The organism is Citrobacter sp. R-1.5.2 (assembly GCF_035064245.1).
GTDB lineage: Bacteria > Pseudomonadota > Gammaproteobacteria > Enterobacterales > Enterobacteriaceae > Citrobacter.
Map to the genome: position 1 here is coordinate 180,940 of NZ_JASEYC010000005.1, position 22,354 is coordinate 203,293.

Here is a 22,354-nt window from a genome sequence, read left to right on the forward strand (position 1 = left end):
GAACCCCACCACGGGGTAATGCTATGTTACTGGCCTGCTTCCTTGGGAAGCGGGGCGCATCATATCAAATGACGCGCCGCTGTAAAGCATTCCTTTGCTTAACGTGGATCGTTTGCGTACTTTTCATCCGTAACGCAGTAAAGCTAATCAATTCATATTATTGGTGATTACAGAATAATCGTTCGGTTACCGTAAACGAAAACTCGCTGGGCCAGAACCTGATACAGCGCACGGCTTAATACGTTTTTCTCAACGTCACGACCGGCACGCATCATATCCTCTGCGGTATAGGTATGATCTACATGAATCACGTCCTGCATGATGATCGGACCTTCGTCGAGATTGTCATTCACATAGTGGGCTGTCGCTCCGATGATCTTCACGCCGCGCTCATACGCCTGATGGTACGGGCGCGCGCCAATAAAGGCGGGCAGGAATGAGTGGTGAATATTGATAATCTTATTTGGGAAGCGAGAAACAAATGTCGGCGTCAGGACACGCATATATTTTGCCAGCACGACATAGTCTGGCTGATGTGCGTCGATAGCGTCCGCCATTTTTTGGTCATGCTCGTCACGCGTTAGTCCTTCGTGGCTGACCAGCTCAAAAGGAATATCAAAACGCTCAACTAGGGAGCGCAACGTGTCGTGATTGCCGATAACTGCGGCAATTTCAACATCCAGTCCGCCGTAATTGGCCTTCATTAATAGGTCGCCCAAACAGTGAGCTTCTTTGGTGACTAAAATGACAATGCGGCGACGTCCCGCTGGCGTAAGTTCACGAATGGAACCTTCTGGTAGTGCGCTGTCCAGATCGGTCAGCAGTGTGACATCGTTAAAAATGCCTTCCAGTTCGGTACGCATGAAAAAGCGCCCGGTACGGTGGTCCACGAACTCATTATTCTGCACGATGTTCAGTTCGTGCTTGTAACAGATATTAGTAATGCGCGCGATCAGACCTTTTTGGTCCGGGCAAATAGTACGCAGCACTTTTCGTTGTAATGAATGCATTTGCAGCGGAGATCCTGTTGAGAATGTTTGCATAATTGATACTGTCGGGCGTTGATTAGCCGCAGCACTTTTTAAATTTTTTACCGGAGCCACAAGGGCAGGTATCGTTTCGTCCAATTTGCGGGCGTGTACCATCGATATAGTACCACTGACCGTTTTCTTTTAGAAAACGAGAGCGTTCGATAATTGCGCCTGTTTTTCCCTGTTCAGAAAACCGTGCGACAAAACTGACATAGCCGATATTGTCGGTTTCTGCCGTCTGCTGTTCAAAAACGGTCAGCCCCAGCCATTCGGTATGGGTAAATCCTGCAATAATGTCATCCCGGAAATCGGCGGCATGGCAATCTGGATGCCAGGTTTTGATGAGGTAATCTGCGTCTTTCATCACAAAAGCACAGTAACGAGAACGCATGAGATGTGACGGCGTTGGTGCTACTTGTGCACCGGACACATAACGGTAGCAACATAGGCTATACTCGACAGCGCTACCACAGGGACAAAGCTGAGACACAAAGTACTCCCTGGAATAAAAAAACGGCGTAAAAACGCCAGGGTGGCACTATGTTAACTGAGCCGTGGCGATGTTGCTACGTCTGCAAGCCAGGGGAAGTCTGTAGGTATAATGAGAAAAATAAAAATTGGGCTGGCGCTAGGTTCCGGCGCAGCACGCGGCTGGTCGCATATTGGTGTGATCAAAGCCCTGAAACACATGGGCATTGATATTGATATTGTGGCAGGGTGTTCCATTGGCTCACTGGTCGGTGCCGCCTACGCATGTAACAAACTCCCCGCGCTTGAACAGTGGGTTTGCTCCTTCAGTTACTGGGATGTTTTACGCCTGATGGATCTCTCGTGGCGCAGGGGCGGACTATTGCGCGGCGAACGGGTATTCAACCAGTATCGTAATGTCATGCCGGTAGAATCTATCGAGCAATGCTCACGCCGTTTTGCCACTGTCGCAACCAATCTCAGTACGGGCCGTGAACTCTGGTTTACTGAAGGTGATTTGCACCTTGCCGTTAGGGCCTCCTGCAGTATTCCTGGCCTCATGTCACCTGTGGCGCACAATGGTTATTGGCTGGTAGATGGTGCGGTGGTGAACCCTGTGCCTGTCTCACTGACGCGTGCGTTGGGGGCCGATATCGTTATTGCGGTCGACCTGCAACATGATGCGCACCTGATGCAACAAGATCTGCTCTCCTTCAACGTCAATAGTGAAACCGAATCGAACGATGATGATGAGCTGTCATGGCATGCCCGCCTGAAAGAGCGCTTGAGCAACATTACAGCCCGGCGTGCAGTCACGGCACCTACGGCGATGGAGATCATGACGACCTCGATTCAGGTTCTGGAAAACCGTCTCAAGCGCAACCGTATGGCTGGGGACCCACCTGATATTCTGATTCAGCCGTTTTGTCCGCAAATATCCACGCTGGATTTCCATCGCGCCGGTGCTGCAATTGCTGCCGGGCAGTTAGCGGTCGAGAAGAAAATGGATGAGCTTCTGCCCCTGGTAAAAACCAACGTTTAACGCATTTTTTATCAACACTTAAGCAAATTCTGACAGGCGTGAGTTGCAATAGCATGCCACTATTTACTAAAGCCAGTCAGGGGGGAGAATATGACGCAGCCATTGGTCGGAAAACAGATTCTTATCGTTGAAGATGAGCCAGTATTTCGCTCGCTTCTGGATTCATGGTTTTCCTCTTTGGGAGCGACAACAGCAGTAGCGGGAGACGGGCTTGATGCGCTGGAGTTACTGGGGCGCTTCACCCCCGACCTGATGATTTGCGATCTCGCTATGCCGAGAATGAACGGCCTTAAACTGGTCGAGTATCTGCGTAATCGTGGCGATCAGACGCCTATTCTGGTGATCTCCGCAACGGAAAATATGGCCGATATTGCCAAAGCATTACGGCTCGGTGTGGATGATGTTCTTTTAAAGCCCGTGAAGGACCTTAACCGCCTGCGAGAAACCGTTTTTGCATGTCTTTATCCCAATATGTTTAATTCTCGCGTGGAAGAAGAAGAACGCCTGTTTCGTGACTGGGATGCGATGGTGGGCGATCCTGCTGCCGCCGCAAAACTGTTGCAAGAATTACAGCCCCCAGTGTCGCAAGTCATCTCGCATTGTCGGGTCAACTACCGCCAGTTGGTCGCCGCTGATCAACCTGGACTGGTATTGGATATTGCCCCTCTGTCGGACCACGATCTCGCCTTCTATTGTCTGGATGTTACTCGAGCAGGGGATAATGGTGTCCTGGCTGCATTATTACTGCGCGCGCTGTTTAATGGTTTGCTGCAAGAACAACTCACCCATCAGAATCAACGACTGCCTGAGCTCGGTGCGCTATTGAAACAGGTGAATCATTTACTTCGTCAGGCTAATTTACCCGGACAGTTTCCACTGCTGGTGGGGTATTACCACAGCGGATTAAAAAATCTGATTCTGGTATCGGCTGGGCTGAATGCGACATTAAATACCGGTTCACATCACGTACAAATCAGTAATGGTGTTCCGCTGGGCACGTTAGGCAATACGTATCTGAATCAGTTAAGTCAACGCTGTGAATCCTGGCAGTGCCAAATCTGGGGGGCAGGCGGTCGCTTGCGCCTGATGTTGTCTGCGGAATGAACAATCGAGAGGGTAGTGAATAAAATTGGTTCACCTCCCTTACGCTGTGAGTGCTACTATCAGCGCCAGTCTTATTCGTATTTATCTTAATTATACCGACGCGCGTCCTTTTCAGACCTGAAGCTTACTGCGGTACTGATATACTCGGATGCGAAACAGATTGATGAACACGTTCAATACATGAACAGTCCAGGAGAGTTTTAAATGGCTGCCCTTAATTCAAAAGTCAAAAAAGCCGTTATCCCGGTTGCGGGATTAGGAACCAGGATGTTACCGGCTACGAAGGCAATCCCGAAAGAGATGCTACCGTTGGTTGATAAGCCATTAATTCAGTACGTCGTAAACGAATGTATTGCTGCGGGCATCACTGAAATTGTACTCGTGACTCACTCGTCTAAGAATTCAATTGAAAACCACTTTGATACCAGCTTTGAACTTGAAGCGATGCTGGAAAAACGCGTAAAACGTCAGCTTCTGGAAGAAGTGCAATCTATTTGCCCTCCGCATGTCACTATTATGCAGGTGCGTCAGGGGTTGGCAAAAGGTCTGGGTCATGCGGTATTGTGTGCCCATCCGGTTGTTGGCGATGAACCGGTTGCGGTCATCCTGCCGGACGTTATTCTTGACGAATATGAATCTGATTTATCCCGTGACAACCTTGCTGAAATGATCCACCGTTTTGATGAAACGGGCAGCAGCCAGATTATGGTGGAGCCTGTAGCAGACGTAACGGCTTATGGTGTTGTTGATTGCAAAGGCGTTGAATTAGCGCCTGGTGAAAGCGTACCGATGGTTGGCGTGGTAGAAAAACCGAAAGCTGACGTTGCGCCATCTAATCTGGCCGTTGTGGGGCGTTATGTTCTCAGTGCGGATATCTGGCCTCTGCTGGCAAAAACACCTCCGGGAGCAGGTGATGAAATTCAGCTGACCGACGCAATCGATATGCTGATCGAAAAAGAAACGGTAGAAGCCTATCACATGAAGGGCAAAAGCCATGACTGTGGTAATAAGCTGGGCTATATGCAGGCGTTCGTTGAATATGGTATTCGCCATAATACGCTTGGCGCTGAATTTAAAGCATGGCTTGAAGATGAGATGGGTATTAAGAAGTAACCTCGCGGTATTATAAGGACAGAGCGGCGCTGCTAATCCAGCGCCGTTTTTTTATACCTAATTTGGGTAGGGAAATGTGCGAAGTGCGGGTAAAAAAAATCCCGCCAGTGGCGGGATTTTAAGCAAACTATTTCTGAATTATTCCTTGATCAGGAAATCGTCCAGTTGTTTACCTTGTTCTTCCATCGCTTTTTTGATCACTGCCGGTGTACGACCCTGGCCAGTCCAGGTTTTAGTTTCACCGTTTTCGTCAACGTAGCTATATTTAGCCGGACGTGCTGCACGTTTAGCTTTGGTGCCGGACTTAACCGCAGCCATGCTATTCAGCAGTTCGTTCGGATCAATACCATCAGCAATCAGCATTTCACGATATTGTTGCAGTTTACGGGTACGCTCTTCAACTTCAGCAGCGGCAGCGCTTTCTTCTTCGCGACGCTCGCTAACTACAACTTCTAATTTTTCCAGCATTTCTTCAAGCGTTTCCAGAGTACATTCTCTCGCCTGCGCACGAAGAGTACGGATGTTGTTCAGAATTTTAAGTGCTTCGCTCATTGTAGTAATCTCAAACTTATATTGGGGTGGTTTGTTGAGCTAATAATAGAGCGATAAATTCAGTTGTGCAATAGCCAGGAATGTAAGGAATTCAAAATTGCTCTTTATTTAGTGGCTGTATTAATTGTTCAGTCTTAATTTTATGACGATGTCGGGCATAAAAAAGGCTTATTGGTATGCGGGCTTCCCGGCAGCAGAGAGTAAAAATTCAAGATTCAGGTCACATTTCATAGTGTACAAATAGTATCTCTTTGCAGTGATTTCAACCTTTTGTATTAGTTTTGCTTACGGAAATCCTCTATTACAAGGCGGCTATCGTTAGATACAATAACAATAAGGGCAGGGTTTCTTTATTGCGCGGTGATGATAAGTGACGTTGATGAATTTCAGGAGCACTATTTGTGAAAGAATGTGTATATACACATCATACTTCAGGTTGTTTGTGCTTTGGCAGCGTACTTTCACTCTATTGTCCACTTAAGAAAGTACCCAAGGGCTCTTCCGTGCTGAGGGGTATTTAGACGAAACAGGGTGGTGTTTGCACGTTCTTTTATACATTCCGAATGTCACGCTGCACCGACTTGTTTGTGAAATATGATACAATCCTGCCCATATTTATTCTCCCCGGTGAGGGCCGACACACAATGGCACAGCTTTATTTTTACTATTCTGCAATGAATGCAGGCAAGTCGACGGCATTGCTGCAATCTTCATACAATTATCAGGAACGTGGGATGCGTGCCGTTGTATATACAGCGGAAATTGATGACCGTTTTGGCGCGGGAAAAGTAAGTTCACGTATAGGCCTGTCGTCACCTGCAAAATTGTTTAACCAAAATTCATCTTTGTTCGAGGAGATTCGAGCGGAGAACGCGCAACAACGAATTCACTGCGTGCTGGTCGATGAGTCTCAGTTTCTGACGCGACAGCAGGTTTATGAATTATCAGAGGTTGTTGATCAACTGGATATTCCCGTGTTGTGTTACGGTTTACGCACCGATTTTCGTGGTGAGCTATTCGGCGGTAGTGAATACCTGCTTGCATGGTCAGATAAGCTGGTTGAATTAAAAACTATTTGTTTCTGTGGCCGTAAGGCCAGCATGGTATTACGTCTTGATCAGGCCGGAAGACCTTATAACGAAGGTGAGCAGGTAGTTATCGGCGGAAATGAACGTTATGTATCGGTGTGCCGCAAGCATTATAAGGAAGCACAGTCTGAAGGCTCTCTGACGGCCATTCAGGAACGCCACAGCCACGATTAACCCTCTGCTCTCCTGCTGAGTTAAATCGCAGGGTAGGCCTCTGCTTTAGCCAGAAGCGTTACCCTGCGGTATTGCCTTCTGGTGTTACTCATACATCTCTTGTTTGCACCTATTTCTCTTACGCCTTTTCACCTCGATGGCTGGTGTCTGCATAGCCTGGTTTTGGCTGAGTATGGCAAAAAAAAACGGCCCCAAAGGGCCGTTTATGAAGATACTAAAACTTATGTGAGTACATTAAGCGGATTTTTTCGCTTTTTTCTCAGCTTTAGGCGCGGCTGCTGGTTCAGTTTTAGCAGCAGTTTCACCTTCGCTGTACTCACGACCGTAGTAAGTATCCAGCAGGATCTGTTTCAGTTCAGAAATCAGCGGGTAACGCGGGTTAGCACCGGTACACTGGTCGTCAAACGCATCTTCAGACAGTTTGTCGACGTGTGCCAGGAAGTCAGCTTCCTGAACGCCAGCTTCACGGATAGATTTAGGAATACCCAGCTCAGCTTTGATTTCTTCCAGCCATGCCAGCAGTTTCTGGATTTTAGCCGCAGTACGGTCGCCCGGTGCGCTTAAACCCAGATGGTCTGCGATTTCAGCGTAGCGACGACGAGCTTGCGGACGATCGTACTGGCTGAATGCAGTCTGTTTAGTCGGGTTGTCGTTCGCGTTATAACGAATGACGTTGCTGATCAGCAGGGCGTTCGCCAGACCGTGAGGAATGTGGAACTGAGAACCCAGCTTGTGCGCCATTGAGTGACATACACCCAGGAAGGCGTTAGCAAACGCGATACCGGCGATGGTTGCTGCACTGTGAACACGCTCACGCGCGACCGGGTTCTTAGAACCTTCATGGTAGGACGCAGGCAGGTTTTCTTTCAGCAGTTTCAGCGCTTGCAGAGCCTGACCGTCAGAGAATTCAGAAGCCAGCACGGAAACGTAAGCTTCCAGGGCGTGAGTCACTGCGTCCAGACCACCGAATGCACACAGTGATTTCGGCATATCCATCACCAGGTTGGCATCGACAATTGCCATGTCTGGGGTCAGCGCGTAGTCAGCCAGCGGATATTTCTGACCCGTTGCATCGTCGGTAACAACCGCAAACGGCGTTACTTCAGAACCGGTACCGGAAGTGGTGGTGACGGCGATCATTTTCGCTTTCACGCCCATTTTCGGGAACTTATAGATACGTTTACGGATGTCCATAAAGCGCAGTGCCAGCTCTTCGAAATGGGTTTCCGGATGTTCGTACATCACCCACATGATTTTCGCGGCATCCATCGGGGAACCACCGCCCAGTGCGATGATAACGTCAGGTTTGAAGGAGTTAGCCAGCTCAGCACCTTTACGAACAACGCTCAGAGTCGGGTCAGCTTCAACTTCAAAGAACACTTCGGTTTCAACGCCGGCTGCTTTCAGAACGGAGGTGATCTGGTCAGCATAACCGTTGTTGAACAGGAAGCGGTCGGTCACGATCAGAGCACGTTTGTGACCATCGGTAATCACTTCATCCAGCGCGATTGGCAGTGAGCCACGACGGAAGTAGATAGATTTCGGAAGTTTGTGCCACAACATGTTTTCAGCTCGCTTAGCAACGGTTTTCTTGTTGATCAGATGCTTAGGACCAACGTTTTCAGAGATGGAGTTACCACCCCAGGAACCACAACCCAGAGTCAGGGAAGGTGCGAGTTTGAAGTTGTACAGGTCGCCGATACCACCCTGTGAAGCCGGGGTGTTAATCAGGATACGCGCGGTTTTCATCATCTGACCGAAGTAAGCAACGCGTTCTGGTTGGTTGTCCTGGTCAGTGTACAGGCAAGAAGTGTGGCCGATACCACCCATCGCAACCAGTTTCTCTGCTTTGTCTACCGCATCTTCGAAATCTTTCGCACGGTACATCGCCAGCGTCGGGGACAGTTTTTCGTGAGCAAACGGCTCGCTTTCATCAACAACTTTCACTTCACCGATCAGGATCTTAGTTGTTTCCGGAACTGAGAAGCCTGCCAGTTCAGCAATTTTATAGGCCGGCTGACCAACGATAGCGGCGTTCAGTGCGCCATTTTTCAGGATAACGTCCTGAACAGCTTTCAGCTCTTTGCCCTGCAGCATGTAGCCGCCGTGGCTAGCGAAACGTTCACGAACTGCATCGTATACAGAGTCAACAACAACAACGGACTGTTCAGAAGCACAGATTACGCCGTTATCGAAGGTTTTAGACATCAGAACGGAAGCAACCGCGCGCTTAATATCCGCAGTTTCGTCAATAACAACAGGGGTGTTACCTGCACCTACACCGATTGCGGGTTTACCGGAGCTGTATGCTGCTTTAACCATGCCTGGACCACCGGTCGCAAGGATCAGGTTGATGTCCGGGTGATGCATCAGAGCATTAGACAGTTCAACGGAAGGTTGATCGATCCAGCCGATCAGATCTTTCGGTGCACCCGCAGCGATAGCAGCCTGCAGAACGATGTCAGCCGCTTTGTTAGTGGCATCTTTAGCACGCGGATGTGGAGAGAAGATGATTGCGTTACGCGTCTTCAGGCTGATCAGCGATTTGAAGATAGCAGTAGATGTCGGGTTAGTGGTCGGAACGATACCGCAGATGATACCAATCGGTTCAGCGATGGTGATAGTACCGAAAGTGTCGTCTTCAGACAGAACACCACAGGTCTTTTCATCTTTATAAGCGTTGTAAATGTATTCGGAAGCAAAGTGGTTTTTGATCACTTTGTCTTCGACGATGCCCATGCCGGATTCGGCAACGGCCATTTTCGCGAGAGGGATTCGAGCGTCAGCGGCTGCCAGAGCGGCGGCGCGGAAGATTTTGTCAACCTGTTCTTGAGTGAAACTGGCATATTCACGCTGGGCTTTTTTTACGCGCTCTACAAGTGCGTTAAGTTCAGCGACATTAGTAACAGCCATAATGCTCTCCTGATAATGTTAAACTTTTTTAGTAAATCATCTGCTCGATACGAGAGTATAGACAGATCGACGAAAAATTGTATAACGTTTTGAAAATCAAACGGTTAATTAACGTCCACTTTACTTTGATTTACTAAAAGAGCTTATGCGTTAACGTCATTTAACTCTAACGCGTTACCTCCAGGTGGCGTAAGCAAGATTACTCACTTCTGAGTAGTAATTGCGTGATCTGGATCAAATTTTCGCAAAGCTGACACCTTTCAGCAGGCCCTTTTAGCGTTTCTTGGTAAGTGTTAAAAAATTGATGTAATGAATGAGGTTAACATTAGCATATTTAATACATATTAATAACACCGAGTAATGGTAGCGTATTTACGCAGATATACGCAGATATACGCAGATAGCAGGTGAAGTATGCTGACAAAAGGCGTATCTTCAGCGCGGATTTCATCAATTTTTATGACTCATTTTATCCGGCTAACGCTTCGGAGCTAACCGTGATCCATACGCTATTCGATTTCCCTGTTTATTTTAAATTTTTCATTGGGTTATTTGCATTGGTCAACCCGGTAGGGATCATCCCTGTCTTTATCAGCATGACCAGCTACCAGACCGCTGCCGCACGCAATAAAACCAACCTTACGGCAAACCTGTCGGTTGCTATCATTCTGTGGACCTCTCTGTTTCTGGGGGATGGAATTCTGCAATTGTTTGGCATCTCAATTGATTCGTTCAGGATTGCTGGTGGTATCCTGGTCGTGACTATCGCGATGTCGATGATCAGCGGAAAACTTGGGGAAGATAAGCAAAACAAGCAGGAAAAGTCGGAGACGGCAATACGCGAGAGCATTGGCGTTGTCCCGTTAGCGCTGCCGTTAATGGCGGGGCCGGGGGCAATAAGCTCAACGATTGTCTGGGGCACGCGTTATCATAGTGCCATTAATCTGTTTGGTTTTTTCGTGGCAATTGCGCTGTTTGCGCTGTGCTGTTGGGGATTGTTTCGAATGGCGCCATGGCTGGTTCGCCTGTTGGGACAAACCGGCATCAACGTCATTACGCGTATTATGGGGTTGTTACTCATGGCGTTGGGTATTGAGTTCATTGTGACCGGTATCAAGTCTATTTTCCCGGGTTTACTTGCCTGAATACACCCATTCAATATAAACGGAGCTGCTCTCTGGCTCCGTTTCCCTCCATTGTCAGTAAAACTTCTCACGAAAGTTGAAAAGTGGCATAGCAATACTAAAAAATGATGATAGCCAACTGCATTTTTATGTATTGATTTTAAACACAAATACCTTTTCCGCAGAACAGATGAAACAGGGCTGCATTGTTATTTTATTAACATCATACTCTGGGGCTTGCTGAAGGATTATCGAAATGATATTAGTTATTTCAGCACCTAATTTAGATGAATGTGCTAATTAATAACCAATTGTTAAATTTATGTGCATTCTGACGTCTCTTCGATGCCGGACAGGGTGATGAACTGGGTGTCTCATGCAATGCATTGAATTAATTGATTTTATTGTTGAAAAATTGCTTTTTTGATGATTTTTTAGTGCGGTTTTTTTTCGATAAAAGAGAATTGGTTAACAAATCTGTAAAATGTATTGGCGGTGAAGAAACGCATTTGATACTTTCCGGCCAGGTATTTAGCAGAAGATTTCACGTTGATGAGAATCATTTTCAGTTAGTTTCTCTCAACAGGATAATAGCGTGCTTCCGGCAGGGGAGGCACGTAGATAATCGACGCAAGGCGATCAAACGAATCGCCAGAATAAATAAAGTCGGTGATAGCGAGCAGTAAACAAAAAAACACCTGACGGTAGAAAATCTCCGGTGCCGTACAGGGATCCTGACAGGATTAACAGTCTGGTTATAAAACCAGCCATAATAATGAGGGAGTACAAACACAATGACTAACATCACTAAAAAAAGTTTAGTAGCTGCGGGGATCCTAACTGCGCTAATCGCTGGAAATGTTGCTACAGCAGCAGTAGTACCAGCAGGCGTACAGTTGGCTGAGAAGCAGACTCTGGTGCGTAATAATGGTTCGGAAGTCCAGTCACTCGATCCGCATAAAATCGAAGGTGTACCGGAATCCAACATTAGCCGTGATTTATTTGAAGGTTTATTAATCAGTGACGTTGATGGCAAACCATCACCGGGCGTGGCTGATAAATGGGAAAATAAAGATTTTAAAGTTTGGACATTCCATCTGCGTAAAGACGCTAAATGGTCTGATGGAACGCCCGTTACCGCACAAGATTTCGTCTATAGCTGGCAACGTCTGGCGAACCCTAATACTGCTTCACCGTACGCCAGCTATTTACAGTACGGACATATTGTCAATATTGATGACATCATCGCCGGTAAGAAGCCAGTTACCGATCTCGGTGTAAAAGCGATTGACGACCATACCTTTGAAGTCACTCTGAGCGAACCTGTTCCTTATTTCTACAAACTACTTGTGCACTCCTCTCTTTCCCCTGTGCCTAAAGCCGTGGTGGAAAAATTCGGTGAAAAATGGACCCAACCCGCTAACATCGTTTCTAACGGCTCTTATAAACTGAAAGACTGGGTTGTCAACGAGCGTATTGTTCTTGAGCGTAATACCCACTACTGGGACAACGCGAAAACCATTATTAACCAGGTTACATACCTGCCAATTTCTTCTGAAGTGACTGACGTGAACCGCTATCGCAGCGGTGAAATCGACATGACCTATAACAACATGCCGATTGAGTTATTCCAGAAACTGAAAAAAGAGATCCCGAACGAAGTTCACGTTGATCCTTACCTGTGCACCTATTATTACGAAATTAACAACCAAAAAGCACCGTTCAACGATGTTCGTGTTCGTACCGCCCTGAAGCTGGCGCTGGATCGTGACATTATCGTCAACAAAGTGAAAAACCAGGGCGATCTGCCTGCCTATAGCTTTACCCCGCCATATACTGATGGCGCTAAACTGGTTGAGCCAGAGTGGTTCAAGTGGTCACAGGAAAAACGTAACGAAGAAGCGAAAAAACTGCTGGCCGAAGCTGGTTTTACCGCAGATAAACCGTTGACCTTTGATCTGCTGTATAACACCTCCGATCTGCACAAGAAGCTGGCTATCGCTGCGGCATCCATCTGGAAGAAAAATCTGGGTGCGAACGTGAAGCTGGAAAATCAGGAGTGGAAGACGTTCCTCGATACGCGTCATCAGGGCAACTATGACGTTTCACGCGCAGGCTGGTGTGCGGATTATAACGAACCGACGTCTTTCCTGAATATGGTGCTGTCTGACAGCTCCAACAACACCGTCCACTATAAGAGCCCTGCATTTGACAAGTTGATTGCTGATACCCTGAAAGCAACTGATGATGCTCAGCGCAGTGAACTGTATTCGCAAGCAGAACAGCTGCTGGATAAAGACTCTGCAATTGTACCGGTGTTCTACTACGTTAACGCCCGTCTGGTGAAACCTTGGGTAGGCGGATACTCCGGCAAAGACCCGATGGATAATATCCACGTTAAAGACTTGTATATTATCAAGCATTAATGGCAAGACGTGGGGCAATCATTTTTGCCCCACAGTGTCTTTTTCTTCGAACTATAAATACCTCTTTAGACAAAGAGAGGTATACCCTAAATAATTCACGTTGCAGGAAGGCGGCACGCAGCGAATCGCCAGGAGCTTACTTAAGTAAGTGACTTGCGTGAGCGAGTAAAGCCAACGCACCTGCAGCTTGAAGTATGACGGGTATAAAGGCACACGCCAGAAGGTACGGGCAATGTTGAAATTTATATTACGCCGCTGTCTGGAAGCGATTCCGACGCTATTTATTCTTATTACGATTTCATTCTTTATGATGCGTCTCGCGCCGGGTAGCCCTTTCACCGGGGAGCGCGCGTTACCGCCAGAAGTTCTGGCGAATATTGAAGCGAAATACCATCTTAATGACCCGATCTCAACGCAGTACTTTAGCTATCTGAAACAGCTGGCGCACGGTGATTTTGGGCCATCCTTTAAATATAAAGACTACACCGTTAATGACCTGGTCGCGTCAAGCTTTCCGGTTTCCGCGAAGCTGGGGGCTGCGGCCTTTATTCTGGCGGTGGTGATCGGCGTCAGTGCGGGCGTAATCGCCGCGTTGAAGCAAAACACGCGGTGGGATTACACAGTTATGGGGGTGGCGATGACCGGGGTGGTGATCCCCAGTTTTGTCGTTGCTCCCTTATTAGTCATGATATTTGCAATCACACTGAAATGGCTACCCGGTGGCGGCTGGAATGGTGGGGCGCTGAAATTTATGATCCTGCCAATGGTGGCGCTATCCCTGGCCTACATTGCCAGTATTGCGCGTATTACCCGCGGCTCGATGATTGAAGTGCTGCACTCTAACTTTATTCGGACCGCGCGTGCTAAAGGGTTACCGATGCGACGGATTATTTTCCGCCATGCGTTAAAACCTGCGTTGTTGCCGGTGTTGTCCTATATGGGCCCCGCGTTTGTCGGCATCATTACCGGTTCGATGGTTATTGAAACTATCTATGGTTTACCGGGCATTGGGCAGCTGTTTGTGAATGGCGCATTAAACCGCGATTACTCGCTGGTACTGAGCCTGACTATTCTGGTCGGCGCGCTGACCATCGTGTTTAACGCGATTGTCGATGTGCTGTATGCCGTAATCGACCCGAAAATCCGTTACTGATACTGGAGCTCGCTATGATGTTAAGTAAGAAAAACAGCGAAGCGCTGGAGAATTTCAGTGAGAAGCTGGAGGTCGAAGGCCGCAGCCTGTGGCAGGACGCTCGTCGACGCTTTATGCATAACCGGGCGGCAGTAGCCAGCCTCGTGGTACTGGTGATTATTGCGCTGTTTGTGACGTTGGCACCTATGTTATCGCAGTTTACCTACTTCGATACTGACTGGGGCATGATGTCCAGCGCGCCTGATACGGAGTCCGGGCACTATTTTGGCACTGACTCATCCGGTCGTGACCTGCTGGTGCGGGTGGCAATTGGAGGACGGATCTCGTTGATGGTGGGGATTGCGGCGGCGCTGGTGGCGGTGATTGTGGGCACGCTGTACGGTTCACTATCGGGTTACCTGGGCGGTAAAATCGACTCCGTGATGATGCGTCTGCTGGAAATCCTTAACTCCTTCCCGTTCATGTTCTTCGTTATTCTGTTGGTCACCTTCTTTGGGCAAAACATTCTGCTGATCTTTGTGGCGATTGGGATGGTGTCCTGGCTTGACATGGCGCGTATCGTTCGTGGCCAGACGTTGAGCCTGAAGCGTAAAGAGTTTATTGAAGCAGCCCAGGTTGGTGGGGTGTCTACCGTGCGTATTGTTGTGCGCCACATTGTGCCAAACGTACTGGGTGTAGTGGTGGTCTACGCCTCGTTGCTGGTTCCCAGTATGATCCTGTTTGAATCGTTCCTGAGCTTCCTGGGACTTGGCACACAAGAGCCGCTAAGTAGCTGGGGCGCATTACTCAGTGATGGTGCCAACTCGATGGAAGTATCGCCATGGTTACTGCTGTTCCCGGCAGGGTTCCTGGTGGTGACGCTATTCTGTTTTAACTTTATTGGCGATGGCCTGCGTGATGCCCTCGACCCGAAAGACCGTTAAGGAGTGCCGCCATGAGCGTAATTGAGACCTCAACCGCGCCGCTCGCGCAACAACAGGCTAACGCACTGCTGAACGTTACCGATCTGCGAGTGACGTTTGCCACCCCTGATGGTGATGTTACTGCAGTAAACGATTTAAACTTTTCACTACGCGCCGGGGAAACGCTGGGTATTGTGGGTGAGTCTGGTTCAGGTAAGTCGCAGACTGCATTTGCCTTGATGGGCCTGTTGGCCGCAAATGGCCGAATTGGCGGTTCCGCTACATTTAACGGTCGTGAGATCCTGAACTTACCGGAGCGTGAGCTGAACAAACTGCGCGCCGAGCAAATCTCGATGATCTTCCAGGACCCTATGACCTCTCTGAATCCGTATATGCGGGTCGGCGAACAGTTAATGGAAGTTCTGATGCTACACAAAGGTATGAGCAAAGCAGAAGCCTTTGAAGAGTCAGTCAGAATGCTGGATGCGGTGAAAATGCCGGAAGCGCGTAAGCGTATGAAAATGTACCCGCATGAATTCTCCGGCGGTATGCGTCAACGTGTGATGATCGCCATGGCGCTACTGTGCAGGCCAAAGTTACTGATTGCCGATGAACCCACTACTGCGCTGGATGTTACGGTTCAGGCGCAAATCATGACGCTGCTGAATGAGCTGAAAAGTGAATTCAATACCGCAATCATCATGATTACCCACGACCTCGGTGTTGTTGCCGGTATTTGCGACAAAGTATTGGTGATGTATGCCGGACGCACGATGGAATATGGTAGTGCGCGCGATGTCTTTTATAAGCCTGTTCATCCGTATTCAATTGGCCTGCTTAATGCCGTCCCGCGTCTGGATGCCGAAGGGGAAGAAATGCTGACTATCCCGGGTAATCCGCCGAACCTGTTGCGTTTACCGAAAGGCTGCCCGTTCCAGCCCCGTTGCCCGCATGCCATGGAAATCTGTAGCAGTGCTCCGCCACTGGAAGAGTTTAGTCCGGGCCGTCTGCGTGCCTGCTTTAAACCGGTGGAGGAACTGGTATGAATGCGGTAACCGAACAACGAAAAGTACTCCTCGAAATTGCCGATCTGAAAGTCCATTTCGACATCAAAGATGGTAAACAGTGGTTCTGGCAACCGTCGAAAACGCTGAAAGCCGTTAATGGCGTTACACTACGTCTGTATGAGGGCGAAACATTAGGTGTGGTGGGGGAATCCGGTTGCGGGAAATCGACGTTTGCGCGTGCGATTATCGGTCTGGTAAAAGCGACCGATGGTAAAGTCGCCTGGCTCGGCAAAGATTTGCTTGGCATGAAACCCGATGAGTGGCGGGCGGTACGCAGTGACATCCAGATGATTTTCCAGGATCCACTGGCATCGCTAAACCCGCGTATGACCATCGGTGAAATTATCGCTGAACCGTTGAGGACTTATCACCCGAATCTGCCTGGGCAGGAAGTTCGTGACCGCGTAAAGGCGATGATGATGAAAGTGGGGTTACTGCCTAACCTGATTAACCGCTATCCGCACGAGTTTTCCGGTGGGCAGTGCCAGCGTATTGGTATTGCCCGCGCGTTGATCCTTGAGCCGAAGCTGATAATTTGTGATGAGCCCGTATCCGCGCTGGATGTATCGATTCAGGCGCAGGTTGTTAACCTGTTGCAGCAATTACAGCGTGAGATGGGTTTATCATTAATCTTCATTGCCCATGACCTGGCAGTGGTTAAACATATTTCCGATCGCGTGCTGGTGATGTATCTCGGGCATGCGGTGGAATTAGGGACCTATGACGAGGTGTACCATAATCCGCTGCATCCCTATACCAAAGCGCTAATGTCAGCGGTGCCAATTCCCGATCCTGATATGGAGAGGAACAAGGTTATCCAGCTGCTGGAAGGTGAGTTACCGTCCCCGATTAATCCGCCTTCGGGGTGTGTGTTCCGCACGCGTTGTCCGATCGCCGGACCAGAATGCGCGAAAACGCGTCCTGTACTTGAAGGGAGTTTCCGACACGCGGTTTCCTGCTTAAAAGTAGACCCGCTATAATCGAGAGGGCTGACATACTGTCAGCCCTTCTTTTTGGTGAGGTAAATGTGTCAGGCTTAGTCTCTTCTGTTCGCCGTACTCTCTACCGTACATTATTTGATTTAGATACACGCTCGGGGCGCCGTTTTGAAGGCATGTGTGCACTGTTCGCATTGCTGAGCGTGATTGTTATCTTCATTGAGTCTGGGGTTGGGACGCAATACCATTTAACCTATGACGAATGGCATATTTTTGTCTGGCTGGAAGTCTTTATTACGCTGGTCTTTACCCTCGAATATCTGCTCAGATTGTGCTGCTGGGCCAATCCTGCAAAATATGTGTTTAGCTTTTGGGGAATTATCGATCTCGCGACGATTCTGCCACTGTATGTGATGTGGCTATGGCCGGAAATTAGTCTGAGTTATGTTTTCGCCTGGCGAGCGATGCGCGTGCTGCGTGTACTGAGAATACTCAAACTGTTGCGATTTATGCCGTCGCTACGTGTGTTCTGGAGCGCAATTAAAAGTGCCCGTCATCAGTTGATGCTGTTTTACTCGTTTATTGCCATTCTGATGATTGTCTTTGGTGCACTGATGTACCTGCTCGAAGGCCCGAAATATGGTTTTACCACGCTGAATGCGTCGGTATATTGGGCAATCGTTACGGTGACAACGGTTGGCTATGGGGATATTACCCCGCATACACCGCTTGGCCGCATGGTGGCGTCAGTGCTGATCCTGATTGGTTATTCGGTTATTGCAATCCCGACAGGATTGATAACAACACACATGAGCAGTGCGTTTCAGCATCGGCAAAATCAGCGCAAATGTCCGCAGTGTCAACAAAGCCAGCATGAGCACAGCGCGCAATTTTGTAATCGCTGCGGAAGTAAATTGCCTGACTAGAAATAAAAAAAGCTGCGAGAGCAGCTTTTTGTTTTCATTATTCGCGCCAGAGAATGTGGCAGAGTTTGTGATCTTTTTCGCGACATAACAGAACACGTGCAAAAATATCGTTAATCTCGCCGTCTTCTGAGTCTGCCAGACCAATCACTACTTCGGCGAAGAAGTCAGGATTCAGGTCAAAATCGACGTGCTCCTGCCAGTCTTGTGCAGGGTCAAATAACTCTGCACCGCCACGTTCTTCAAACTGCAAATTAAACAGAAGGATGTCGGCCGGATCGAGATTGTCCGCCGCCAGTTCGAGAAAAATGTCATAAGCCTGCTCAAGCGTTTCGTCTTCGGTCAGGCGGTTGTTCAAATCCATATCCATAATGACTACCTGTTTACTGTCTGATGGGCACGTTTTACAGCAACGGGCTAAAGAAGTAAAACAGTCGCTCAGCGATACGCTGCCAGAGTGGTCGTTTTACCCACAAACGTGCATCCAGCAGGCGGGAACGCGAAATATAATCATCCTGTACCGCGGCGAGGTCACCGCCGAATCCGGCATCGTCAATCACCAGTGTTATCTCAAAATTCAGCCACAGGCTGCGCATATCCAGGTTTACGGTACCGACAAGACTCAGTTCGCCATCGACCAGCACGCTTTTGGTATGTAACAACCCGCCTTCGAACTGATAGATTTTCACGCCTGCCGCCAGCAACTCGGTGAAAAAAGCCCGGCTTGCCCAGCCAACCAGCATTGAGTCATTCTTGCGAGGAAGAATGATGCTGACATCTACACCGCGCTGCGCCGCTGTACAGATGGCGTGCAGCAGATCGTCACTGGGGACAAAGTACGGGGTGGTCATGATTAAATATTCACGAGCAGAATATGCGGCGGTCAATAAGGCTTGATGGATCAGGTCTTCAGGGAAGCCAGGGCCGGAGGCAATAGTGTGAATGGTGTGTCCGCTGGCCTGCTCAAACGGCATGATGTTGACATCGGGAGGCGGCGGTAAAATGCGTTTACCGGTCTCAATTTCCCAGTCGCAGGAGTAGACGATCCCCATGGCAGTGGCCACCGGGCCTTCCATTCTCGCCATCAGGTCAACCCATTGTCCGACACCGGCATCCTGTTTAAAGAAACGCGGATCGACCATATTCATGCTACCGGTGTAGGCGATGTAGTTGTCGATCATGATCATTTTACGATGCTGGCGCAGGTCCATACGGCGTAAAAACACACGCATCAGGTTAACCTTTAGCGCTTCGACCACCTCGATACCCGCGTTGCGCATCATCGCCGCCCACGGACTACGGAAGAATGCCACGCTGCCCGCGGAGTCCAGCATCAAACGACAGTGAATCCCCCGTCTGGCGGCGGCCATCAATGATTCCGCGACCTGATCGGCCATACCGCCAGGTTGCCAGATGTAGAACACCATCTCAATGTTGTGACGCGCCAACTGAATATCGCGGATTAACGCCTGCATCACGTCATCAGAGCTGGTGAGAAGCTGTAGCTGATTGCCCTTAACGCCAGCAATGCCCTGGCGACGCTCGCATAACTTAAATAATGAGGAGGCAACGCTGCTGTTTTCTTGCGCGAAAATATGTTTGCAGGCTTTGAGATCGTTCAACCATTTAGCTGTTGATGGCCACATCGCTCTGGCACGCTCGGCCCGGCGTTTGCCCAGGTGAAGTTCACCAAAGGACAGATAAGCAATGATCCCTACCAATGGCAGTATATAGATGATCAAAAGCCAGGCCATTGCGGAGGGTACTGCGCGTCGCTTCATCAGAATGCGTAATGTAACGCCAGCAATGAGTACCCAGTAACCCAGAATGACCAGCCAACTCACCACGGTGTAGAAGGTTGTCATAAATTTAAAAATCCTTTTGAAAGCGTATTGTTAAGAGTTTACGCATCAGGAGTCATCTGGCAAATAAAAACACGGGAAAACCACTGGTCTGCATTCGGTCTGGGGGTATAATGCCCGCTCTGTGACTGGAAGAGTAGTTAACATGAAGCGTAGTAGAACGGAAGTGGGACGCTGGCGGATGCTGCGTCAGGCTAGCCGCCGTAAAGCACGTTGGCTTGAAGGGCAATCGCGCCGTAACATGCGTATCCACTCCATCAGAAAATGCATTCTCAATCATCAACGAAATTCGTTGCTGTTTGCGATCTACAGCATTTGAGCCAAAAAGGGCACCGCTGGCGGTGCCCAATGTATTCCTGTCCGTTCTGTTTTTTAACGAACCTTTTTGTATTGCCATTCGGCCTATTTCGAAGAATTCCGCGTAAAAACGATCTGTTACGCTAAAGCCTTCTATTACCTGCCTTCCGGCCTTCCAATCATCACACCTCGAGTACAAGTGTTACATTGCGGGTAGCTTAGAGTGGACTGACCCCGCCCGATAGACGATCCTGCTCTATAGTTTGGACTGCGGACCTGATGGTTCCGTCGTACTTCTATCAATCTCCTGCAATATATGCTCAATCTGGTTATTGAACCCTTTGAATTTAATGACGCGCTTAGTAATTTTCCTTCCCTCGCCACTGAGTCCAAGTGACACTTTCTCAGTAGAGGTTTTCGCGCCTAATTCAGCCGATGCGGAGCCATCGTAGAACTCTTCAATTTCAACTTCTTCAGCTGCGAGAATTCTTCTTGCTATAGCGAGCTCTTGTTGAACTTTTGCCTGAGATTGAAAAACTAGCGACTGAAGTTCCGCCTTTTGAGCTTCATCTGATAATTGGGCTGAAGTCTGAGAGGCATCAGTCGATTTTTTACTAAATGCTTCAATAGCTTTTCGTGCAGCCAATTCAATAAATAACCCGGTTGCTCCGCCATAAAGTCCTAACATCGGTTTTTCCTTGTAGAGTGGGATTGATTGAAGTATCGGCAAAATAATTAGATAACTTAACTCTAGTCGAACGATTTTCTACTTTATATGCGCCTGCAAATTCTTAACCATATAGTCAAACCGAGCAGCGAATGATGATATCCAACCCTGATGCAGGCTGGATATTAAAATGAGATTGTAAATTGGGGCAACAGCTCGATGATCCAAAGCAGCTATGCGGGTTATGGTTTACGGGTTCACATTAGACGAGAACCAGTCGTCTCGAGACAAGGCAACTAATTAGAGGACGGGTCCTTGACCCGATGGCAATGGAACTCGGACTCAACGCCAGTATCACGCAGGGCCAATATATCGTAGCTGTCAGCGTAAGCACCCCATTTAAAACGGGCTAAATGTTTAGATTCACCATTAGGATCAGTCAAGTACAGGACACCATCCCCCATCCCTGAGTTGTACTTGTATAGCGTTTTAACACCAGCGCGAGTGATCATCAGCGGCATATCCTGACCTCGTTCATCATTCGTCATTCCTCGTACAGCCAGTATTGATTCGCCACTCCCGTTAGCGTTTGTGCAATTCCAGACATTCAGCACAGACTTGAAGCCGTATGCGGTGATGTTATGTTGTTCTTTAGCCGCTTGAGCTGCAGCTCCACGGGCCAGTGCTTCTTCTTCATCGTAGTGGGAGCCGCAGCCAGCAAGAATAGTTGTTGCTGCAAACGCCAGCATTAAACGCTTCATTTTTCGTGTATCCGTAATACAAAGTGGGTGTGAGAAAAAAATATATACTTTTTCGCGGTAACGCAGCGTTGATTTTTAGCAATAGACTAAAGAAAGCCTTGGTGTAGATCCTGAGGGAGGGGATTTTGACCTAGTCCTCATTGGATTAAGACACCTCTCTACCAGTCCTTTGTCAGCTGCAGCTGTAACTATCAGAAAACCTTCTGCTTCATCACCTCGTTCAAATGGTGTGCTGCCGATTGCCGCCATAAATATTGGCTGACCATCGACCCGATGAATGAAGTAGGGCTGCTTCTTATCACCTTCCTTTTTCCACTCAAACCATCCATCTGCAAAGCAAATTGCGCGGCCATGCTGCCAGAGTGGTTTAAACATTCTGCTAGTGGCCGCAGTTTCAGACCGTGCGTTAATGAGAGGCGGTTTATCCCACCAACCGGGGGCGTACCCCCAGATGACTGGATCAAGATGCAACTGCTCATCACGTTCGCTAAGAAGCAGAACTTTTGTTCCTGGCGCTACGTTGAAACGGCCAATGGGTTCTGGATCGTATGGAATATCGCATTCTGATTCATCAGCGAGAAAGGCGAGGTAGTCTTCACGTGTCATTGACTGTGAAAAGCGTCCACACATAGAAATCTCCAGCCATATGTCAGACTGAAAGTATAGGCGGTAACTAAAAGAGAGGGCGCGTACGTTAATGTGTACCTGAATGCGCCCTTAATTTGTATTTAGTATGATTGTTTTTCTTT

At 48.5% G+C, this 22,354-nt stretch carries 20 protein-coding genes and 1 pseudogene; 12 read left to right on the forward strand and 9 right to left on the reverse strand.

Annotated features, from left to right (window positions below; translation table 11 throughout):
- Window positions 1-167 precede the first annotated feature (167 nt).
- The gene (gene purU / locus QMN38_RS11755; protein WP_005126391.1) at window positions 168-1,010 is read right to left on the reverse strand and encodes a formyltetrahydrofolate deformylase; all 843 of its coding nucleotides are present in this window, start codon (window positions 1,008-1,010) and stop codon (window positions 168-170) included.
- Between the two features lie 55 nt (window positions 1,011-1,065).
- Window positions 1,066-1,521 carry a YchJ family protein gene (locus QMN38_RS11760; RefSeq protein WP_061068013.1) on the reverse strand — a complete coding sequence of 152 codons (456 nt, stop codon included), beginning with the start codon at window positions 1,519-1,521 and terminating at the stop codon, window positions 1,066-1,068.
- 111 nt (window positions 1,522-1,632) lie between these two features.
- On the opposite strand from QMN38_RS11760, the gene rssA reads away from it, so the two are divergent.
- From rssA to galU, 3 genes are all read left to right on the forward strand, one after another.
- Window positions 1,633-2,541, forward strand: coding sequence for a patatin-like phospholipase RssA (rssA, locus tag QMN38_RS11765; protein WP_005126393.1), 909 nt, complete (start codon window positions 1,633-1,635; stop codon window positions 2,539-2,541).
- Between the two features lie 90 nt (window positions 2,542-2,631).
- Entirely contained in the window at window positions 2,632-3,645 is a 1,014-nt protein-coding gene (gene rssB / locus QMN38_RS11770; protein WP_137381700.1) for a two-component system response regulator RssB, read from the forward strand.
- A 204-nt stretch (window positions 3,646-3,849) separates the two neighbouring features.
- Complete coding sequence (gene galU / locus QMN38_RS11775; protein ID WP_271440929.1) at window positions 3,850-4,758, forward strand: UTP--glucose-1-phosphate uridylyltransferase GalU; 909 nt, start codon at window positions 3,850-3,852, stop codon at window positions 4,756-4,758.
- A 138-nt stretch (window positions 4,759-4,896) separates the two neighbouring features.
- Here the strand turns inward: galU and hns are convergent, their stop codons facing one another.
- Complete coding sequence (gene hns / locus QMN38_RS11780) at window positions 4,897-5,310, reverse strand: histone-like nucleoid-structuring protein H-NS (RefSeq protein WP_003020723.1); 414 nt, start codon at window positions 5,308-5,310, stop codon at window positions 4,897-4,899.
- A gap of 644 nt (window positions 5,311-5,954) precedes the next feature.
- Between hns and tdk the strand changes: the two genes are divergently transcribed.
- A complete protein-coding gene (tdk, locus tag QMN38_RS11785) occupies window positions 5,955-6,572 on the forward strand; it encodes a thymidine kinase (protein ID WP_005126397.1) in 618 nt (205 codons plus the stop codon).
- Window positions 6,573-6,806: 234 nt separating this feature from the next.
- Here tdk and adhE read toward each other — a convergent pair whose 3' ends face one another.
- A complete protein-coding gene (adhE, locus tag QMN38_RS11790) occupies window positions 6,807-9,485 on the reverse strand; it encodes a bifunctional acetaldehyde-CoA/alcohol dehydrogenase (protein ID WP_048211477.1) in 2,679 nt (892 codons plus the stop codon).
- A 497-nt stretch (window positions 9,486-9,982) separates the two neighbouring features.
- On the opposite strand from adhE, the gene ychE reads away from it, so the two are divergent.
- The 7 genes from ychE (at window position 9,983) to QMN38_RS11825 (ending at window position 18,021) form a co-directional block, all read left to right on the forward strand.
- Window positions 9,983-10,630 carry an NAAT family transporter YchE gene (ychE, locus tag QMN38_RS11795; protein WP_137381703.1) on the forward strand — a complete coding sequence of 216 codons (648 nt, stop codon included), beginning with the start codon at window positions 9,983-9,985 and terminating at the stop codon, window positions 10,628-10,630.
- A 773-nt stretch (window positions 10,631-11,403) separates the two neighbouring features.
- A complete protein-coding gene (gene oppA, locus QMN38_RS11800) occupies window positions 11,404-13,035 on the forward strand; it encodes an oligopeptide ABC transporter substrate-binding protein OppA (RefSeq protein ID WP_137363867.1) in 1,632 nt (543 codons plus the stop codon).
- A gap of 232 nt (window positions 13,036-13,267) precedes the next feature.
- Window positions 13,268-14,188 carry an oligopeptide ABC transporter permease OppB gene (gene oppB / locus QMN38_RS11805; RefSeq protein WP_005126405.1) on the forward strand — a complete coding sequence of 307 codons (921 nt, stop codon included), beginning with the start codon at window positions 13,268-13,270 and terminating at the stop codon, window positions 14,186-14,188.
- Between the two features lie 14 nt (window positions 14,189-14,202).
- A complete protein-coding gene (oppC, locus tag QMN38_RS11810; protein WP_048211481.1) occupies window positions 14,203-15,111 on the forward strand; it encodes an oligopeptide ABC transporter permease OppC in 909 nt (302 codons plus the stop codon).
- Window positions 15,112-15,122: 11 nt separating this feature from the next.
- Window positions 15,123-16,136, forward strand: a complete 1,014-nt coding sequence (gene oppD / locus QMN38_RS11815; protein WP_124021107.1) for a murein tripeptide/oligopeptide ABC transporter ATP-binding protein OppD — start codon at window positions 15,123-15,125, stop codon at window positions 16,134-16,136.
- On the forward strand, window positions 16,133-17,137 hold the full coding sequence (gene oppF / locus QMN38_RS11820) for a murein tripeptide/oligopeptide ABC transporter ATP-binding protein OppF (RefSeq protein WP_323605113.1): 1,005 nt from the start codon (window positions 16,133-16,135) through the stop codon (window positions 17,135-17,137). Before oppD ends, oppF begins: the two co-directional genes overlap by 4 nt.
- A 47-nt stretch (window positions 17,138-17,184) precedes the next feature.
- The gene (locus QMN38_RS11825; RefSeq protein WP_323605114.1) at window positions 17,185-18,021 is read left to right on the forward strand and encodes an ion transporter; all 837 of its coding nucleotides are present in this window, start codon (window positions 17,185-17,187) and stop codon (window positions 18,019-18,021) included.
- Window positions 18,022-18,058: 37 nt separating this feature from the next.
- Here QMN38_RS11825 and QMN38_RS11830 read toward each other — a convergent pair whose 3' ends face one another.
- Both QMN38_RS11830 and cls read right to left on the reverse strand, forming a co-directional pair.
- On the reverse strand, window positions 18,059-18,388 hold the full coding sequence (locus QMN38_RS11830; protein WP_040233211.1) for an HI1450 family dsDNA-mimic protein: 330 nt from the start codon (window positions 18,386-18,388) through the stop codon (window positions 18,059-18,061).
- Window positions 18,389-18,422: 34 nt separating this feature from the next.
- Entirely contained in the window at window positions 18,423-19,883 is a 1,461-nt protein-coding gene (gene cls / locus QMN38_RS11835; RefSeq protein WP_048211484.1) for a cardiolipin synthase, read from the reverse strand.
- Between the two features lie 142 nt (window positions 19,884-20,025).
- On the opposite strand from cls, the gene QMN38_RS11840 reads away from it, so the two are divergent.
- The gene (locus QMN38_RS11840) at window positions 20,026-20,199 is read left to right on the forward strand and encodes a YciY family protein (protein ID WP_005126414.1); all 174 of its coding nucleotides are present in this window, start codon (window positions 20,026-20,028) and stop codon (window positions 20,197-20,199) included.
- A 234-nt stretch (window positions 20,200-20,433) separates the two neighbouring features.
- Here the strand turns inward: QMN38_RS11840 and QMN38_RS11845 are convergent, their stop codons facing one another.
- From QMN38_RS11845 to QMN38_RS11855, 3 genes and pseudogenes are all read right to left on the reverse strand, one after another.
- Entirely contained in the window at window positions 20,434-20,865 is a 432-nt protein-coding gene (locus QMN38_RS11845; RefSeq protein ID WP_271454818.1) for a hypothetical protein, read from the reverse strand.
- Between the two features lie 275 nt (window positions 20,866-21,140).
- Window positions 21,141-21,605: a hypothetical protein gene (locus QMN38_RS11850; RefSeq protein ID WP_271454817.1), complete on the reverse strand. Its 465-nt coding sequence runs from the start codon at window positions 21,603-21,605 to the stop codon at window positions 21,141-21,143.
- Window positions 21,606-21,761: 156 nt separating this feature from the next.
- Window positions 21,762-22,235: pseudogene (locus QMN38_RS11855) on the reverse strand (SOS response-associated peptidase family protein); the annotation flags it as partial.
- Between the last annotated feature and the right edge of the window lie 119 nt (window positions 22,236-22,354).

Excerpts from the sequence above, each read along its gene's own strand:
- QMN38_RS11845 (WP_271454818.1), bottom strand. The coding sequence starts at position 20,865 with ATGTTAGGACTTTATGGCGGAGCAACCGGGTTATTTATTGAATTGGCT.
- oppB (WP_005126405.1), top strand. The coding sequence starts at position 13,268 with ATGTTGAAATTTATATTACGCCGCTGTCTGGAAGCGATTCCGACGCTA.
- oppD (WP_124021107.1), top strand. The coding sequence starts at position 15,123 with ATGAGCGTAATTGAGACCTCAACCGCGCCGCTCGCGCAACAACAGGCT.
- rssB (WP_137381700.1), top strand. The coding sequence starts at position 2,632 with ATGACGCAGCCATTGGTCGGAAAACAGATTCTTATCGTTGAAGATGAG.
- adhE (WP_048211477.1), bottom strand. The coding sequence starts at position 9,485 with ATGGCTGTTACTAATGTCGCTGAACTTAACGCACTTGTAGAGCGCGTA.
- QMN38_RS11840 (WP_005126414.1), top strand. The coding sequence starts at position 20,026 with ATGAAGCGTAGTAGAACGGAAGTGGGACGCTGGCGGATGCTGCGTCAG.
- QMN38_RS11830 (WP_040233211.1), bottom strand. The coding sequence starts at position 18,388 with ATGGATATGGATTTGAACAACCGCCTGACCGAAGACGAAACGCTTGAG.
- rssA (WP_005126393.1), top strand. The coding sequence starts at position 1,633 with ATGAGAAAAATAAAAATTGGGCTGGCGCTAGGTTCCGGCGCAGCACGC.
- QMN38_RS11850 (WP_271454817.1), bottom strand. The coding sequence starts at position 21,605 with ATGAAGCGTTTAATGCTGGCGTTTGCAGCAACAACTATTCTTGCTGGC.
- oppC (WP_048211481.1), top strand. The coding sequence starts at position 14,203 with ATGATGTTAAGTAAGAAAAACAGCGAAGCGCTGGAGAATTTCAGTGAG.
- hns (WP_003020723.1), bottom strand. The coding sequence starts at position 5,310 with ATGAGCGAAGCACTTAAAATTCTGAACAACATCCGTACTCTTCGTGCG.
- purU (WP_005126391.1), bottom strand. The coding sequence starts at position 1,010 with ATGCATTCATTACAACGAAAAGTGCTGCGTACTATTTGCCCGGACCAA.
- galU (WP_271440929.1), top strand. The coding sequence starts at position 3,850 with ATGGCTGCCCTTAATTCAAAAGTCAAAAAAGCCGTTATCCCGGTTGCG.
- cls (WP_048211484.1), bottom strand. The coding sequence starts at position 19,883 with ATGACAACCTTCTACACCGTGGTGAGTTGGCTGGTCATTCTGGGTTAC.
- tdk (WP_005126397.1), top strand. The coding sequence starts at position 5,955 with ATGGCACAGCTTTATTTTTACTATTCTGCAATGAATGCAGGCAAGTCG.
- oppF (WP_323605113.1), top strand. The coding sequence starts at position 16,133 with ATGAATGCGGTAACCGAACAACGAAAAGTACTCCTCGAAATTGCCGAT.
- oppA (WP_137363867.1), top strand. The coding sequence starts at position 11,404 with ATGACTAACATCACTAAAAAAAGTTTAGTAGCTGCGGGGATCCTAACT.